The sequence below is a fragment of the Marinoscillum luteum genome, assembly GCF_044005705.1.
Lineage (GTDB): Bacteria > Bacteroidota > Bacteroidia > Cytophagales > Cyclobacteriaceae > Marinoscillum > Marinoscillum luteum.
This window is the reverse complement of the sequence record NZ_JBIPKE010000020.1, coordinates 389931-405920: the sequence shown is the minus strand read 5'-3', so window position 1 is coordinate 405920 and position 15990 is coordinate 389931. Positions and strand designations below refer to the sequence as shown.

Annotated in this window: 10 protein-coding genes; 2 read left to right on the top strand and 8 right to left on the bottom strand. The window is 46.6% G+C overall.

The features are described 5' to 3' along the window. Nucleotides 1-28: 28 nt before the first annotated feature. Together ACHKAR_RS19675 and ACHKAR_RS19670 are read right to left on the bottom strand one after the other, a co-directional pair. On the bottom strand, nucleotides 29-3685 hold the full coding sequence (locus ACHKAR_RS19675) for a metallophosphoesterase (RefSeq protein ID WP_395419084.1): 3657 nt from the start codon (nucleotides 3683-3685) through the stop codon (nucleotides 29-31). After that, entirely contained in the window at nucleotides 3682-4575 is an 894-nt protein-coding gene (locus tag ACHKAR_RS19670) for an SdiA-regulated domain-containing protein (protein WP_159581585.1), read from the bottom strand. The genes ACHKAR_RS19675 and ACHKAR_RS19670 overlap by 4 nt, the downstream gene beginning before the upstream one ends. Nucleotides 4576-4690: 115 nt before the next feature. Between ACHKAR_RS19670 and ACHKAR_RS19665 the strand changes: the two genes are divergently transcribed. Continuing rightward, nucleotides 4691-5917 carry a Pycsar system effector family protein gene (locus ACHKAR_RS19665; RefSeq protein ID WP_159581583.1) on the top strand — a complete coding sequence of 409 codons (1227 nt, stop codon included), beginning with the start codon at nucleotides 4691-4693 and terminating at the stop codon, nucleotides 5915-5917. Nucleotides 5918-5920: 3 nt separating this feature from the next. Here the strand turns inward: ACHKAR_RS19665 and ACHKAR_RS19660 are convergent, their stop codons facing one another. From ACHKAR_RS19660 to nirB, 5 genes are all read right to left on the bottom strand, one after another. Beyond that, nucleotides 5921-7189, bottom strand: coding sequence for an adenylate/guanylate cyclase domain-containing protein (locus tag ACHKAR_RS19660; protein WP_159581581.1), 1269 nt, complete (start codon nucleotides 7187-7189; stop codon nucleotides 5921-5923). Between the two features lie 24 nt (nucleotides 7190-7213). Further along, entirely contained in the window at nucleotides 7214-7885 is a 672-nt protein-coding gene (locus ACHKAR_RS19655) for a response regulator (protein ID WP_395419083.1), read from the bottom strand. Continuing rightward, complete coding sequence (locus ACHKAR_RS19650) at nucleotides 7878-9668, bottom strand: sensor histidine kinase (RefSeq protein ID WP_395419082.1); 1791 nt, start codon at nucleotides 9666-9668, stop codon at nucleotides 7878-7880. The genes ACHKAR_RS19655 and ACHKAR_RS19650 overlap by 8 nt, the downstream gene beginning before the upstream one ends. 72 nt (nucleotides 9669-9740) lie before the next feature. Then, nucleotides 9741-10115: a nitrite reductase small subunit NirD gene (gene nirD / locus ACHKAR_RS19645; protein WP_159581577.1), complete on the bottom strand. Its 375-nt coding sequence runs from the start codon at nucleotides 10113-10115 to the stop codon at nucleotides 9741-9743. 4 nt (nucleotides 10116-10119) lie between these two features. Then, nucleotides 10120-12627: a nitrite reductase large subunit NirB gene (gene nirB, locus ACHKAR_RS19640; RefSeq protein WP_395419081.1), complete on the bottom strand. Its 2508-nt coding sequence runs from the start codon at nucleotides 12625-12627 to the stop codon at nucleotides 10120-10122. Between the two features lie 87 nt (nucleotides 12628-12714). Here nirB and cobA point away from each other — a divergent pair, with 87 nt between their 5' ends. Then, a complete protein-coding gene (gene cobA, locus ACHKAR_RS19635; RefSeq protein ID WP_395419080.1) occupies nucleotides 12715-13467 on the top strand; it encodes a uroporphyrinogen-III C-methyltransferase in 753 nt (250 codons plus the stop codon). Here the strand turns inward: cobA and ACHKAR_RS19630 are convergent. Beyond that, a complete protein-coding gene (locus ACHKAR_RS19630) occupies nucleotides 13464-15932 on the bottom strand; it encodes a tetratricopeptide repeat protein (RefSeq protein WP_395419079.1) in 2469 nt (822 codons plus the stop codon). The two genes, cobA and ACHKAR_RS19630, sit on opposite strands and share 4 nt — an antisense overlap. Nucleotides 15933-15990: the final 58 nt, after the last annotated feature.

Genomic DNA, 15990 nt, shown 5'->3' with positions numbered 1-15990 from the left:
CTTCATAAACCCCTCCTTTCTTTTTGCCCTAAAACTGATACCCAAAGGTAACTGTGGGTAATGTCTCTTCCTTTGAAAATGCCGTATTAGCCGTGACCACCAACTGATTCAGGGGTGCGACCCACAGTCCAAAGCCTTTACTTGTATGCCAGGTGTCAGACTGTTCAGATTTTAGCCAAACCCGCCCTATATCATGGAAGCCGAGAATACCCACGCTTGCGGGAAATAGGTAGGTTTTGAAACTGAACAGTTTAGCCCGTAAATCAAAATTATGATAAAGGGAAGCTTCTCCAATAAACCGACCTCTTCTGTATCCGCGTAGAGTTTCCTTGTCCAAAATGGCCCCATTGAAAAATTCCAGACTTCCCTCGTTGAATTGTGCACCTATTCGATTGGCAAAGGTGACTTTGGACGGGATGCGAGTGGATAGATAGAAAATAAATTCTCCCTTCAGTGTACTAAAATTTCTGGAGCGCGCATTCAGGCCATAGTAACTTCCATATATCAGTTGTGCAAATACACCGCTAGTGGGCAGTTCTGGATGGTTGCGAGTGTTCGTGGCTATCTCCGCCCTATAGCCTACATACTGATGGCTTTTGTATAAGGCCTCTGGATCAGTCCCGCTATTAGGTTGGTGTATGTATCTATCCTGGATTTTATTTTCCAACTCATAAGATAGGTGTTCGGGACCCATTCTGAAACTACCTTTCGCTCCTATACTATGTGCGAGGTTAAGGTAAGTTTGCGAACGCTCAAACCTGATCCGGTAGAAATCAATTTCATCCTCAAAACCACCGGCATCACCTTGGCCCTTAAAATCATAGGACGATTCGTTTCCAAAGCCAAAAAAATTGGATACCCCAAATGGGCGCTGAAGAGTAAAGTCAAGGTTCAAGTCCCACCATTCAATAACATCACTTAGCGTGCCGTTGTAATAAAGGTTAACAGCCCCGGTTTCAAACGCACCATTGATTTTGAGTTGATGCCGGGCAGCAAAGGGATCCTTGCGCCAACCCTCTTTGGTCAGAATAAAACCACCACCCAAAAACAAACCATCATCAAAGTTGAACTCCACACTGGCCAGAGGGATGAGTTTGTCATATTCAAAAGCCGTGCGGTTGTAAGCATTGACGTTTATGTTGTTGCTTAGCCTGGATTTGGTTTCTTTCGACGGGTGGAGTTGTGTGTTTTGCTTCAGGTCATAAACCACCGTGTGGTGCTTAAGCCCATTCACACGGGAATGGTCGGTGATTTTGTCGTTGTCTTCCCCGCCAATAATTCGGATCCGGATGCCGCTTTTCACCTGTCCTTTAATTTCGAATACATCCTCGCCTTCTAGTCCGTATAGTCGGATTTCCTCAGTTTCACTGCTCAAGAAGGTGCGCTGATAGATGATTTGCAGTACCTCTCCATCCTTTTTTCGCTTATGTACGGTGACCCGGGTGGCTTCATTGCTGATTCTCTCCACTAAAAAATATTCGTGTTTGTTGGTACCCACCACTTCCACCTCTCGGGAGAGAAACAGGTAATATATACGGGCATACCTTCTCATGTCGTCTCTTCGCGCTTTGAGTATCCGGGAGGTCTCTTGGGCAGCCTGGAGCCGGATAGTGTCTGGCCAAACGTTAAAAGCACTGTCGATCAGTTCATTGGTGAGTCGGGTATTCAGGATGTCGATCTGTTTCTCCCATTGTGACCAGTCCAGTGCATTTAAAAAGGTGCGGTCGAAAAAACGTGCACTGGCATTGAACCCGGGTGGATAATCCATTTTCTCGTCAAATCCCTCAGTATTGGGAAGGGCAAATTTCCTGGATGCCGCCCAGCCGATCATTCCCTCATTGACAAAGAAAGCCTGATCACGGTCCCTGGGGATGGGCCTCCAGTAGTGTCCCTTATCCGATTGGTCTAAACGTACCCAGCGCCATTGATCCTCATGCCTGTCCCAATCACCTATCAGCATATCAAAGAGTCTGTTCCGAAGTGCAAAATCCTGATCAATTACTTCATCATTATCCCCTTGTATGGTAGCAATCACATCAGGTGTTCCTTCTATTTTTTCTCCACCTCCAAAATAATCCTCTGAAGCCGCGTCATCGTTTGGACGTTCTTCATAGAGCACCGGCATATGGGCGAACAATGACTGATAAGGCCCGAATCGCGGATCATCGAGCACATACATCAGCTGTGGGTTGGTGTGATAGATGCCCGCAGCCTCTGCCAGTGGAGGTATGGCAAAGACGCCATAGGGATTAGCAGCAGAGATCTGATCCTGCACTATGTCTGCTGCCAATGTCTCATAGAGCGGAGCAGGGAGGAGTTTGGTTGTGTACTTATCAAGTGATCGGAGTACGTACTGGCGGCCGTTCTTTGCTTCCAGCCTCAAGGATTTGGTTTGGTTGCCACCTCCCAGTTTAAGAATTTCCAGCCCTCCATGTTCCTGATCAATGTTGAAAACCGGCATGGAGACTGGTGTGGACCAGAGTTGTCTGTAGTTTTCTCCCAGCCAAAATTCATGTGTATTGGATTTGATGGCATACCTGAGACTAATCGGGCGCACTACGGTGCTGTCGCTGTAATTTGCCTTAAGCATCTCATTTGATTTATGGTTTACTTTCTTTGTGTAGATAGGACTGTCATAAATCTTTTCCTGCAAATCGCCATTAAAAAACTTCAGATCAACCGACCCTCCCGCATGATAGGTGAGCTGAGCAAAGCCGCGCTTTGCACTACTAAAGAGGGAATTAGCTCCGTCAGATACATTGGAAGATTTGGATCCTGATCCGCTGGTGATGTAATGGGCAGAGTCCTTGCGGATGTACTGAAGCGAATGCTCATGGCCATTGACATATACCAGATCCTTCACCTGGGCAAATGACTTGACCATGGTATTTCGCACCAATTTGTACCGTGGGTTGGTGATATCTTGCCTGCTTCCAAATACGGATCGAAAGATGGGGTAAATGCTGCCCAAGATTGGCAGCGGAATCCATAGTTTCCGGTTTACATCTGTCAAAGGAAAAATATGCTGTTTCAATGTGTACTGGCCACCATGAGGGCCATAGCTATGCATGGGATGATGTCCGGCTACTATCACATGTTTATCCGCATTTCTTTTCAGAAGATCATCGAGCTCCTCAAGTGCCTCTGCCGTAGATTTTGACTCACAGCCATCTTCACGACCAGGCTTATCCCATGGATGAAGAAAGTACTGAGTATCCACAATCAAAAGTGTGAGGGCATTGGTAAGTGGGATCTCCACAGGCCCGGGGCAGGCATCTCTGGGGAGGAAGACGGTTGACGTGCCCATATATTCATCCACATAGCGCTGCATGTTGAGCACTTTTTTCCATCCATCTTTTCCGCCACGAGACCAGTCGTGGTTGCCAGGGAGAATGATTGAGCGACCTTTGAATGCCTTCATGATGTTGAGGGAGGCGTTGAGTTTGTTTTCCATGGTGCCACGGGCAGGGTCCTCTTTGGAAGGGAGGCCATCAGGATAAAGATTGTCACCCAGAAAGATGAGGACGTCTGTGGCTTTTGCCTCTTTGGTGATTTTTTGTAAGAAATCCAGGTTGCGATCTGGAGATGTCGGAGCCCCAGCGTCTCCGATGAGGTAGACAGAAACCTCCTGTCCCGAGGCCAGGGTACTTACCGCAATAAGCAACAGGGAGAAAAGTAATCTCATTTTTTATGTGGACTAAACTTCAGAATGTATCCTTTGTCACCTTCACCTTCAGAGCTGATGTACAAAACTCCCTGGGAAGAAAAGGAAATGCCCTCTGGCTGACTGAGCACTCTGGGTGCAATGGGATATGTGGCTTTGATGGTGCCATTTCGATCCAAAACCACCAGTAGTTTTCCGACTGAAGCGAGCAAGTAGAAGTGACCGTCCAGCGGATTATACGCAATTCCTGAGGGTTCAAATTTGATTCGATTCTTGTCATATTCAAAATCCCTATGTGCTTCAAAAAAATCATCCATTTTTTCTCTACTAATCTCGAAAAGTGGTGGTGTAACCAGTCTTTTTGTGTGAAGGTCAAATTCGTAGACCGCTTTTCCTTTGGCGTTTGTCCCTTCTATGTCCTCATCCTCTTTGCAGGCAATCATGAGTCTGCCGGTGTATGGGTTATAGCCTAACCCCTCCGTATCATTTTTTCGGCTGAGTTGGTTTTCGTGTTTTGTAGCTCTGGTGGTGCTGTGTTTGGTGTAAGTAAACTCATAAATGTCTCCATCACTTTCCAGCACGTAGATGGTGTCTCCTACAAGCTCAATCCCTTCAAAATCTCCGGGATTACTGAAAGCGATGGTGTTAGTAATCTTTCTTTTGAGAAGGTTATACTCATAAACTTTTCCGCCCTCATCCTCTACGCAAAGGAGGTGAGTGTCGTTGAGATGAGTGATTCCTGAAATCTCTGAGAGTGAATAAGGTAGGAAATATTTATCATCGGGTATCTTTAGGTTATAATAAACATTTACATCGTCCGTAATAAGAAAAAGGCTGTCTGCTTGCTCTCGAAAAGAAGCGGTGGAGCAGCTGGATTGGGCAAGTGTCAGAAATAGGAAGAGATTAATCACTAAGAATAGAATAAATAACCCCCGGGAATTGTTATTTATGGACATCTGATAAAATGCTTTAAATTAATCTGAATTTAGAAAATGTGGTATTTTGAACCCCTTAGATAAACTTGAAATGGCCGGAGAAAGATCCGAACTACTAAAGGAAGCCCAGCAATTTGCCGAAAACATTCTCAACAATGAGCTGGCACCTGAGATCAAATACCACTCAGTGGACCACACACGCGAGGTGGTGCGTGCGGCGCTGGAGATTGCCCGGAAGACTGGAGTAAGTTCTGAAGAGCTGGAGATAGTAGAACTGGCTGCTTGGTTTCATGATCTTGGCTACAAGCGAACCATTGAGAACCATGAAGAAGTAAGTGCTGAAATTGCATTGGATTTTTTATCTGAAAAAGGATACGATGATGAACGGGCGGCGAAGGTGGTGGGTTGTATCATGGCAACTAAAATGCCGCAGAATCCAAAAAATGATCTTCAGGCTATATTGTGTGATGCGGATCTGGCCCATCTGGCTGAGGAAAACTACTGTGACAAAGCAGATCTGCTGCAAGAGGAGCTTCGGCGACTGAATGGTAAGAATATTTCGGACATCGACTGGTATAGGTCCAACCAGCGATTCATTACTGAGCATGAGTTTTTTACTGGCTATGCCAAAGAGAAATTTACAGCAAGGGTGAAGAAGAACTTGAAAAAGGTGAATGAGAAATTAATGGAGATGAAAAACACAGAAGATGAAGTTTCAGCCCTGAAGGCTCAGGTGGAAAAACTGAAAGTTAAGATAAAGAAGGTAAAAGAGGTCACACCTACCCGTGGGGTGGAGACAATGTTTAGGCTTACTTCCAAAAATCACCTGGAGCTCAGTGCTATGGCAGATACCAAAGCCAACATTATGATTTCAGTGAATTCCATTATCCTGTCGGTACTGGTGTCTGTTCTTTTTAGGAAGCTTGAAGAATATCCGCACCTGATCATACCCGCTATGCTCATGACTGTGGTCTGTCTTTCTACTATCGTCTTTGCCATTCTGGCTACTTTGCCCAATGTGTCAAAGGGGACTTTCACAGAGGAGGACATACAGAATAAGCGAACAAACCTTTTGTTTTTTGGTAATTTTCATCGAATGGAGATGGGAAAGTACGAGTGGGGGATGAAGGAAATGATGAAAGATGCTGATTACCTCTACACCAGCCTGATACGGGATATCTATTTTCTGGGGGTAGTGCTTGGTAAAAAATACAGGCTTCTGAGGATCTCTTACACCATTTTCATGTTTGGGTTTGTGGTGGCAGTATTGGCATTTGGGGTGGCAGAAGTTTTCTTTAAAGCACCGTATCCCTATTAGGATTTAAAAGACTTTCACGATTTCCACTTCTTTGTCCAACCCCTTCATTTTGATCATTCCTTTGGTTTCATGCTGGTCTATGTGGTCTGAGAGCATATCAAAAAGGGCTTTGGATATCAGCACTGTACTTTCCATTTCTTTATTGAGCTGCTCTATGCGCGAGGCTATGATCACCGGAGTACCGGATATGGAGAGTTGCTTTCGCGATTCCGTACCTATGTTGCCCACCAATACTTCGCCGCAGTGCATTCCCATCCCAATGTCCAGTGTGCGGTGTTCTGGGTTTGTCTCTCGAAAAGATTTGAGGAAATCCAAAATCTTGAGGGTGGCATTCCAGGCACTTTTGTAGTGGGTGGTGTCTTTTATCGGAGCTCCAAATGTGGCCATTAGCCCATCACCCATAATCTGATTTACAATGCCATTGTTTGCATTGATTATCTCTATGACCGGCGAAAAGAATTTATTTTGGAAAGCATTGACTTCTTGAGCGGTGAGGTGCTGTACTTTTTGAGTGAAATCTCGTATGTCTAGAAACATAATGGTCACATCCAATCGGGCGGTAAAGTCTTGCTTTTCCTTGAGCACTTCCACCATCTCTTTTGATACTTGTTGGTTAAACAGTCCTTCTATCTGCTCTTTGGCTTGTATTTCCTGAAAGGTGAGTGTAAGCCTTTTTCTTAATTCACTTGCTACCAGTCCTGCGCATATACCACTCATCAGAAACATGAAGGACCGGATATAATAGATGGCCAACGGGAGGTGAAGTTTGATAGGGTAGGTTTCTGTGACCCAATAGGTATATGAGGCAATGAAAATGGATACAAGCATTCCCATACAGGCACTGAGCCAAAAATCGAGGTGGAGGGAAGAGACTATGATCAGAATAAAGAAGACAAAGACAATGGGTGAGTCTAGCAATGAAGATGTTTCTTCAATCAAAGAGGTCACGACGAGCCATAGTGAAGGGATAGAGACTTCCATAAGCACGGTATACCAAAAATAGGTTCTTGGTAATCTGCGGCCCTTTCGTTGGAGTCTCAGTACCCACTTCCTTCCGGCTGTGAACAAAGCGATCATCAGCGCGGCGGTGAGTAAGATGAACGGAAAGGAAAATGGATTGCGAAAGGTATCCCGCATCAGGTTGAAGTGGCGGATCTGCATAAAGAGCGACAAGGCTACTCCAGTCAATAAAAATCCAATAAAGACCTCTAATCGCTTGATTTCAGATTTAACAATTTCTGTATTGAGGTAACCTGGTAGTAGTTTTTTCATAAATGAATCTCATAGAACACCGGACTACAACATCTTATCCAGCCCTTCGCGTTCTACTTTTTTCAACAATTCAGTGATATTATTGACCTCCAGCTTTTTCATGATGTTGAAGCGGTGTGTCTCTATGGTGCGGACACTTTTCCCAAGGGTTTCAGCCACGTCCTTGTTGGATACTCCTTCATAAATCAATTTTAGGATTTGCTTTTCACGCTTGGTGAGCTGATAATCCTCGGAGTTTGATCCACTTGGTTCTGATCCGGTACCGGGACGAGGGCCCCCATTTCTGTAAAAATCCACAATGGTGGTGGAGATGTCTCCGCTGAAATATTTTTGTCCATTATTCACCATGTGCACGGCTTTGTTAAACTCTGCCTTGTTGGTGTCTTTCAGAAGATAGCCGTCTGCCCCGTATTCGAGCGCTTTGACGATGTACTCTGAGTCATCATGCATGGTGAGCACGATGATTTTTACCTCTTTATTGCTTTTTTTGAGCTGATGCGTCACTTCCAGTCCGGTCATGAGCGGCATGCGAATGTCCACTACGAGCACATCAGGGGCGTCAGAGTCCATTTTTTCCACGGCTTCCTGCCCGTCTGAGGCTTCCCATATTACCTGGATCTCCGGGTCGTCTTCCAATACCATTTTGATGCCGTGACGCACTATTTCGTGATCATCGGCCAGGGCTACTTTAATCATTTTTATCTAGGGATAATGTGATAAATATTTTGGTTCCTTTTCCGAGCTCGGTAGTCAGGTTAAAACTACCGCCAATATAAGAAGTTCGCTCTTTCATATTAAAAATTCCATGACCGGCTTTTTCAAAATGGCCACTGCTTCCCAGTCGGTCATAGTCAAATCCTTTGCCATCATCCTCTATGAGGATATTCAGCGAGTTGATGTTATGCGAAAAGCGCACAGTGATGTGTGTGGCTTTGGCATATTTGAGCGCATTATTCACGCTCTCCTGTATGATGCGGTACAGGTTGGTTTCAATGGTGCTTTCCAGACGGTTGATAAATCTGGTTTCATTCACAAATTCCACCTTCGCTTTGGTCACCGAGTTGATCTCATCACAAAATTTCTTGATGGCCGGCACCAACCCAAAATCGTCGAGGCTGCTTGGAGTGAGGTTAAAGGAAACACGACGCACTTCCTGAATGATGCTCTTCATCAGGCTCTTGGCGTCTTCCAGTCGCATTTTCATTGGGTTGGAGGAGGGCGCGAAAGATTCCAGCAGGAGCTTCATGGCAGAGAGCATTTGGCCCACGCCATCGTGTAGTTCTCTGGAGAGCCGCTTTCGTTCTTCTTCCTGACCTTCCAGGATCAGTACCGAGCGGTACTGCTGCTCTTTCACGGACTTTTCGATGCGTTCTCTGTTCAGCTCCCGGGAGCGGATCTTGGCTTCCTTGAACTCTGTGATGTCATGTGAGATCATTTTGATCTCTCCGGTGATGACGATGGGTATTAGAAAAGTCTCCACCCAGCAGAAGTCTCCGGGCTCAGTGATGAGCCTGATTTCTCCGGTCCAGTTTTTACTTTCCTGAAGCAGTTGCATCAGTCCTTTGATGAAATCATCTTTATATCCACTGCTTTTGAGCAATTGTTGGAAAGTTTTGGGTGGCTCGGTCTCTTCGTATTCCATCATGTGAAGAAAACGCGGAGCGAGGTAGGTAAACTCCCCCTGAGCGCTCATGCTGGCATAAAGTGAGGGGGATTCCGGTTCCAGGTTGACCGCCTCCAGGTCCTGATAGGACTTGCCCAACTCCTCGTAGAGTTTGGAGAGTTCGCGGGTCATCTTTCTCGAGGATTCCTCAGACGCCATGAGATCCTGCACAGTGGCGCGCACACTTCTGGCCAGCGGCCGGAAGATGAAAATCAATTCAATGATGATGATCAGTAGAGAAATGACGAGGAGGAAATATTCGGTTTCTTTCAGTTCCCGTACTTTTTTCTGAGCTTCCTCATCGTACTGGAAGACGATCTTGTCCATGCCTTCCAGAAAGGTAGATTCATGGGCCAGAATGGTGCTTACATAGTCCGCTCTGAGTAGGGCAGTGCTGTCGTCATGATCAGGGGGCAAGGAGAGGAGGTCTTGTGCGTTTTGGTAGATGGCTTCATAGTGTGGGGAAATGGTCTCGAACATCTCCATGATGATGCTGGAATTAGCCCCGGAGAGCCCCAGCTCCGCATCTCCAAACTGGAGGCCTTCGTGAGATTGCTTCCACAGGGCCAGGGCTTCCCGCAGTGCCATGGTATTTTGGAGCTGTTCACCTTTTTGGTGCTCTATTTTGAGGGCCAGCTTGCTGATTTTTTGACTCAGCATCCGTTGACGACCCGCCACATTGATCACATGAGCGTCATCCTGCTGACGGTTGATGGAGGTCTGTATCAGAATTTGGCTAACAACGATGCTCAGCGCGATGCAGCCAAGTGCTATGAGGTAAAAAAGTCCTAAACGTTTAAATCTGAGTTTTGCCATGTGTCAACCTGAGCCAGGTCAAGGCATAAAAGTAAGTAATTGCCCTGATTAAACGTGCCTGGATACGTAAGATTACGCAAATCCCACCAGGACTGTGCCATTTTCCACTTTTACCGGATAGGTGGCCAGCTCACACTCATTGCCATTCAGGTTGGCCCCCGTTTTCAGCGAAAAGGTCTTTTTGTGAAAGGGACAGGCCACTTTTGGTTCATCCCCTTCTGAGCCGATCATGCCCCGACTCAGGATCATCTGGTGCTTATGAGGACACAGGTTTTGTGTGGCATACCATTCCTGCCTGCGGGTAAAATTGAAAACGGCGATTTGCAGGCCTCTATAGGAGATACAAAGGCCCCCGTCTTTAGGGAAATCCTCTACCCTGCATGCCGGGTACCAGGTGGTTACCTGGGCTGGGAGTACGGTTCTGTATTCGAGTATATCTTCTGTCATGGTCTTAGTCTTTGGTTACGGTTTGCCAGTCTGCGGGCTTTTTCATTTCGCGCATGGGTACAAATTGCTGAGTAGGATCATGCTCGTCTGAATTGGAGAAATGTCTGAATTTTGCCTTCATGCCTTCATCTTCAATAGCTTCCTTCCATTCGCAATGGTAGGAGGCGATGAGCGCCTGCATGTCTTTTTCCAGCTCCTCACCAAGTCCCAGGCTGTCGTTGACTACCACTTCGCGCAGGTAGTCAATTCCCCCTTCCAGCTTATTGAGCCATACCGCCGTGCGGTTGAGTGGCTCAGCTGTACGGATGTAAAACATCAGGAACCTGTCGAGGTATTTGATGGCTGTCTTTTCATCAATATCTCCTGCCAGGAGTTTGGCGTGCTGGGGATTGGCACCACCGTTGCCACAGACGTACAGGTTGTACCCGATTTCAGTGGCTATGAGTCCGAAATCCTTGCTTTGAGCCTCAGCGCATTCTCTCCTGCAACCGGACACTCCACCTTTGAGCTTGTGAGGAGAACGCATGCCTTTGTATCGGTTTTCTACCTCTATGGCAAAAGAGACCGAGTCATGCAGTCCGTAGCGACACCAGGTAGAGCCCACGCAGCTCTTGACGGTGCGCAGTGATTTACCGTACGCATGCCCGCTTTCAAATCCGGCATCTATCAGCTCGCGCCAGATGGCCGGGAGGTCATTGAGTCGGGCACCGAACATGTCGATGCGCTGACCACCGGTGATCTTGGTGTATAGATCGTATTTTTTGGCTACCTGCCCCATGGCGATGAGCTTGTCAGGGGTAATCTCTCCACCTGCTACGCGAGGCACCACAGAGTAGCTACCTCCCTTTTGGATATTGGCCAAAAAGCGATCGTTGGTGTCTTGAATGGTGTCCTGCTTCAGGATGAGGTCATTCCAGATACTGGCCATCAGGGAAGCCACGGCCGGTTTGCAGGTCTCGCAACCATCGCCACTGCCATACTGATCCAGCAGCTCATCAAAACTTTGGATACCTTTTACTTTGATCAGGCTAAAGAGCTCCTGACGGGTATAGTCAAAGTGGGCACAGATCGTTTTTCTGACTACCTGCCCCATGGACTTGAGTGTGGCGGTAAAGATATCGCCCACCATGGGTGAGCAGGCTCCGCATCCCGTTCCGGCTTTGGTACAGGTACGTACCTGCTGCAGGTCTGTGAGCTCCTGGTCTTTGATGGCCCCCACAATGTCGCCTTTGGTGACATTTTCGCAGGAGCATATCTGAGCAGTATCTGGCAGGTCCATCATGCTGTTGCCTCCGGATTCTCCACCTCTTGCGCCAAGTATCAGGTCTTCAGGGTTAGGGGGGAGGGCCATGCCATTTTGGGTGATCTGGAGCAGCATGCCATAGGCACTGGTGTCGCCCACCATGATGCCACCCAATAATTTTTTACGATCCGGTGAGAGGTTGATTCGCTTGTAGATACCCGTGTTTTTGTCTTCGAAAACGATGGGGACACTCCCAGCGATATCACCCAGCGCGTCTCCAAAACTTCCCACTTCTACCCCGATCAGCTTGAGTTTGGTGGACATATCCGCTCCGGTAAATTGCTTTTGACCGCTTCCCAAAATCTGATCCACTGCCGTATCGGCCATGTCGTAGCCCGGGGCCACCAGTCCGTAGACCATGTCATTGAATGAAGCAGCCTCTCCGATGGCATAGATGTGCGGATCGTTGGTTTGCAGCTGATTATTTACCTTAAAACCCCCACGTTTTCCGGTTTCCAGTCCGGCCTGATCGGCCAGTTCGTCTCGGGAAACGATCCCACAGGAAATGACCAGCATATCGGTATCCAGTTGGCTGCCGTCCGCAAAGAGCAGGCCATCCAGCTTTCCATTTCCCTGGATCTCACTCGTGCTTTTGTTGAGGAGAATTTCGATACCCAGCGATTCGATTTTGCTTTTGAGCATATTCGATCCTGCCTCATCTAGCTGTCTGGGCATCAGTCGGGAGGCAAACTCTACCACCTGAGCATCCAGCTTCAGGTCCATCAACGCTTTGGCAGCTTCCAGTCCCAGCAGACCGCCACCCAGCACTGCGCCGCGTTTTACATTTTTGGCATAGGCGATGATCTGATCCAGGTCCTCGATGGTCCGGTAGACAAACACCCCTTTTTTGTCCACTCCTTTGATGGGTGGTACCATAGGTCGTGAGCCTGTGGCCAGGATGAGATAGTCATAGGCTTCTGTTTCGCCGGTGTGGGTGCGAACGATTTTTTGATCCCGGTCTATTTCCGTCACCAGCTGGCTTGTTTTCAGGCTGATGTCATTTTCTGCGTACCACCCTGCCGGAGCCATGAGTAGCTTTTCTTCGGACTGGTTGGTGAAGTATTCGCTCAGATGCACCCTGTCGTAAGCCGGGACAGATTCTTCACCATAAACAAGGAGTGAGACCTCCTGATGGCCGGCTTTGGCACGCAGCTTTTCGCAAAACTTATAACCAACCATTCCATTACCGATGACGATGACCTTTTTCATAATCGCTATTTATTTTTACGTAAAACTACGTAATATTACTTGATTTATAAAAAATAAATTACGTATTTTTACGAAAAGAATTTAAGTATGTCAAAGCTATTATTAATAGGAGCAGGGCCCGGAGATCCCGAACTAATCACCCTGAAAGCCATCAGAGGGCTTCAGGAGGCTGATGTGGTGCTATATGATGCCCTGGTGAATAAGGAACTACTGAAGCATTGTCGTCCAGACTGTGAGTTGGTTTACGTAGGAAAGAAGCCTGGCATTCATCAGTACCAGCAGATCTATATCAATGACATGATTGTAGATAATGCGAAGCGCTACGAGACAGTCGTGAGGCTGAAGGGGGGAGATCCTTTCGTGTTTGGACGTGGGCACGAAGAGCTGGAGCATGCCCGGGCGCATGGGATTGCAGTGGAAGTGATCCCGGGGATCAGCAGTGCACTGTCTGTGCCTGCACTGAGTGAAATTCCCCTGACCAAGCGGGGGGTCAATGAGAGCTTTTGGGTGATTACCGGCACTACTTCCAATCTGGAGTTATCCAGAGATGTTCATCTTGCCGCTCAGTCTTCTGCCACCATTGTCATCCTGATGGGAATGAAGCAACTGGATCAGATCATTGATATTTTTCGGGTCACCAGAGGGCCAGGGGAGGCGATTGGGATCATACAGAATGGTAGCCGACCCGACGAACGGTCAGTTTTTGGCACCATAGAGACCATCAGTCAGAAAGTGGCTGATTCGGGCATCAGTTCACCGGCCATCATTGTGATCGGGGAGGTAGTGAAGTTGGGACGGGCAACGGAAATTAAGCAGGTGCTGGAAAATATGGCCCATTAGAGTTGAAGGCTTTTTAGAAATTCTAAATTCCTTTCATTGTCATTTCCATAGTAGATGGCATTTTCCAGATACTTGATGGTATTCAGGGTGTCGCCCATGTTGAAATAGATTCGCGCGTGGTTTTCATTGAGGCTTGGGTTTTCGGGATAGTCATCAAGAGCTTTTTGGTTAGTACTTAGAGCCAGAGAGAGCTGATCTGTTCGCAGGTAGATGTACACAAGATTGAGGTAGGCCTTGAGTTTGGTTTCAGGGTGGTTAACAGCTCGTAAGTAATACATCTCAGCTGTTTCCAGATCATTAAGGAATGAAGCACAAATAGCCATTTGTAGGTAGATACTTTGATCAACGTAAGGTGAGTTTTCGGCTCGCTTAAATGCCTCCATTGCCACCTTGTATTCGGTCAATTGTAGCTGTATAACACCTATCATATACCAGTTTAAATAGTATGGTTCATGTACCGATGCTCCTTTCGTATAGAAAGAGAGGGCGGACTTCAGTAGGTTTTTACGTTTGATCTCGGGTGCGTTGACGGCCTGTCCATATAGTAGGTCTCCCGCCAACTGGTTTACTTTTACAGATAGCTGATTTTCACTGGCATCATGCAAGTAAAGTGTTTCCTTGTTTTTCCATAGAGCTGCCCTTTCAAATGATAGATATCCCATAGCTGCACAAATGAAGACTATCGGGATCGCAAGACTGTATTTTGATAGGAACTGTGTCAGAATAGAGGTAATGAACAGAAGAAAAAGAAGCGAGGGCAGGAAGACCAGACGATCACCCACAATACCTGCTACCGGAACCAGCAAATTAGAAAACGGGAATAGTGCGACCAGGAAAAGAATAAAGAATAAAGAGGAACGCCATTGTGCGCATTTCATGAAAAGGGTGATGATCCCTGTGATGATTCCTAGCCATAAGAGCACAATAGGAGGATTGAATAAATCGATGGCATTATATCCATAGTAGAATTTGAGGTTATGAGGGTAAATCATTTGCGAAATGTAATGTCCATACGTGCTGGCCATGGCCATGAACTTGTCTGAAATCTGTGTATGGTTTACCAGTGGGTTCTCAATAAAATCCAGGGATCTACCTGAGTAGGTGGTGGAAGTTTGGGGAGGTGTGCCTCCCAGATTTTGAGTTTGCTGAAGCCACCCACTTAGAATAGTCACCGATGAGTCAATATAAAAAGACAGGGCTATGAAGCAGATGAGAATGCCTAGGTAAGAGCTTTTCCATTTTTGATTGATGAGAAGCCAAAAGAGTATCACGAAGCATATAAGTAGGACAATATATGTAAGACTCGTACCAGCGTATGAATTGATGAGGACGGCCAGAAACGCACTGAATAGTAAGGATAGAAGTATCCATTTTTTTCTGAGGCGATCGAAGATCAGCGGAGTTATGTAGATCAGGGTGAAGAGGATAGCAAAAGGCTTGGTACTGGTAATCACAAGGAAAACGGAGAAGAAAAGCAGAAGAGTACCGGGTATCCAAATCCATTTTGTCCTTGTGTCGTAATCATTGAACACGAGCACGTAGCACATGGGGATAAAATACCAAGCCGAGGTGAATAAACTGGTCATCATCAGGCTGAAAAAGAGCACCCATTTGATGAGCTGCCCTGAGGTGAAAAAAAAGTAGCTGGCGAGCAGGATAATGTGCAGAGCCAGGATAAGCGAGACAAAACTTTCAAAAATGCCGAAGGCCACGACCAGTATACCTAAAGATGCCACACCAGCCTGAAGCGTGTTTTTGTTGAATTTAAAATCATTAAAATGTGCCCAATAAAAGAAGAGGGTCATGCCTGTCAGATAAATGATGACCAAAAAAAGTGATCCTGAGACATTCGCCGTAGGGGCCATAGCGAATAGGGATACGGACATGGCTGCCACCAAACTGCAAAAGAATGCGCTGCTTTTGGAGTGAAAACTGTAAAGGAGAATTGGAGTGAGCAGATAAATCCCCAATCCTGTTTTTTTGGCTAACAATGAGCATATCATACAAGCAATGGTGGCGGGTATTGACCAGTTACCTTTTAATCTCAATGACAAGAATGCCAAAAGCCCGAACAATAGGGCCAGTAGTTCGTCTCTGTTTTTGATGCTGGCCACTACTTCGGTGTGGGTGGGGTGCACAGCGAATAGCAATGCCAGAATGAAAGCGTATTGCGGATTTTTGAATAGGTGGAGGCCTAGGAGAAAGATCAACCCAACAACAAGGAGATATAGAATCAGATTGATGGAATGAGAAATGGTAGGATTGTTGCCAAGCAGGGTGGACTCCAGGTAGAATGTGAGCGATGTTAAGGGGCGATAGCCGTAGGAAATCCGCTGATCAAGTGAATAGTAGGGCGACGAAATGGACTCATATAGCCCTGATATTGAGAATTTGTCTTCCTGACTCACCACGATTTCATCATCAAGATTGTAATCAAAATGGATTGTCTGGGTATAGATGATCATTACTGCTATTAGAAGCAGAAATTGGAAAGCCCGAGAGTTTTCTTTTAGATTACGAAGC

Excerpts from the sequence above, each read along its gene's own strand:
- ACHKAR_RS19675 (WP_395419084.1), bottom strand. The coding sequence starts at position 3,685 with ATGAGATTACTTTTCTCCCTGTTGCTTATTGCGGTAAGTACCCTGGCC.
- ACHKAR_RS19665 (WP_159581583.1), top strand. The coding sequence starts at position 4,691 with ATGGCCGGAGAAAGATCCGAACTACTAAAGGAAGCCCAGCAATTTGCC.
- ACHKAR_RS19660 (WP_159581581.1), bottom strand. The coding sequence starts at position 7,189 with ATGAAAAAACTACTACCAGGTTACCTCAATACAGAAATTGTTAAATCT.
- ACHKAR_RS19655 (WP_395419083.1), bottom strand. The coding sequence starts at position 7,885 with ATGATTAAAGTAGCCCTGGCCGATGATCACGAAATAGTGCGTCACGGC.
- ACHKAR_RS19650 (WP_395419082.1), bottom strand. The coding sequence starts at position 9,668 with ATGGCAAAACTCAGATTTAAACGTTTAGGACTTTTTTACCTCATAGCA.
- nirD (WP_159581577.1), bottom strand. The coding sequence starts at position 10,115 with ATGACAGAAGATATACTCGAATACAGAACCGTACTCCCAGCCCAGGTA.
- nirB (WP_395419081.1), bottom strand. The coding sequence starts at position 12,627 with ATGAAAAAGGTCATCGTCATCGGTAATGGAATGGTTGGTTATAAGTTT.
- cobA (WP_395419080.1), top strand. The coding sequence starts at position 12,715 with ATGTCAAAGCTATTATTAATAGGAGCAGGGCCCGGAGATCCCGAACTA.
- ACHKAR_RS19630 (WP_395419079.1), bottom strand. The coding sequence starts at position 15,932 with ATGATCATCTATACCCAGACAATCCATTTTGATTACAATCTTGATGAT.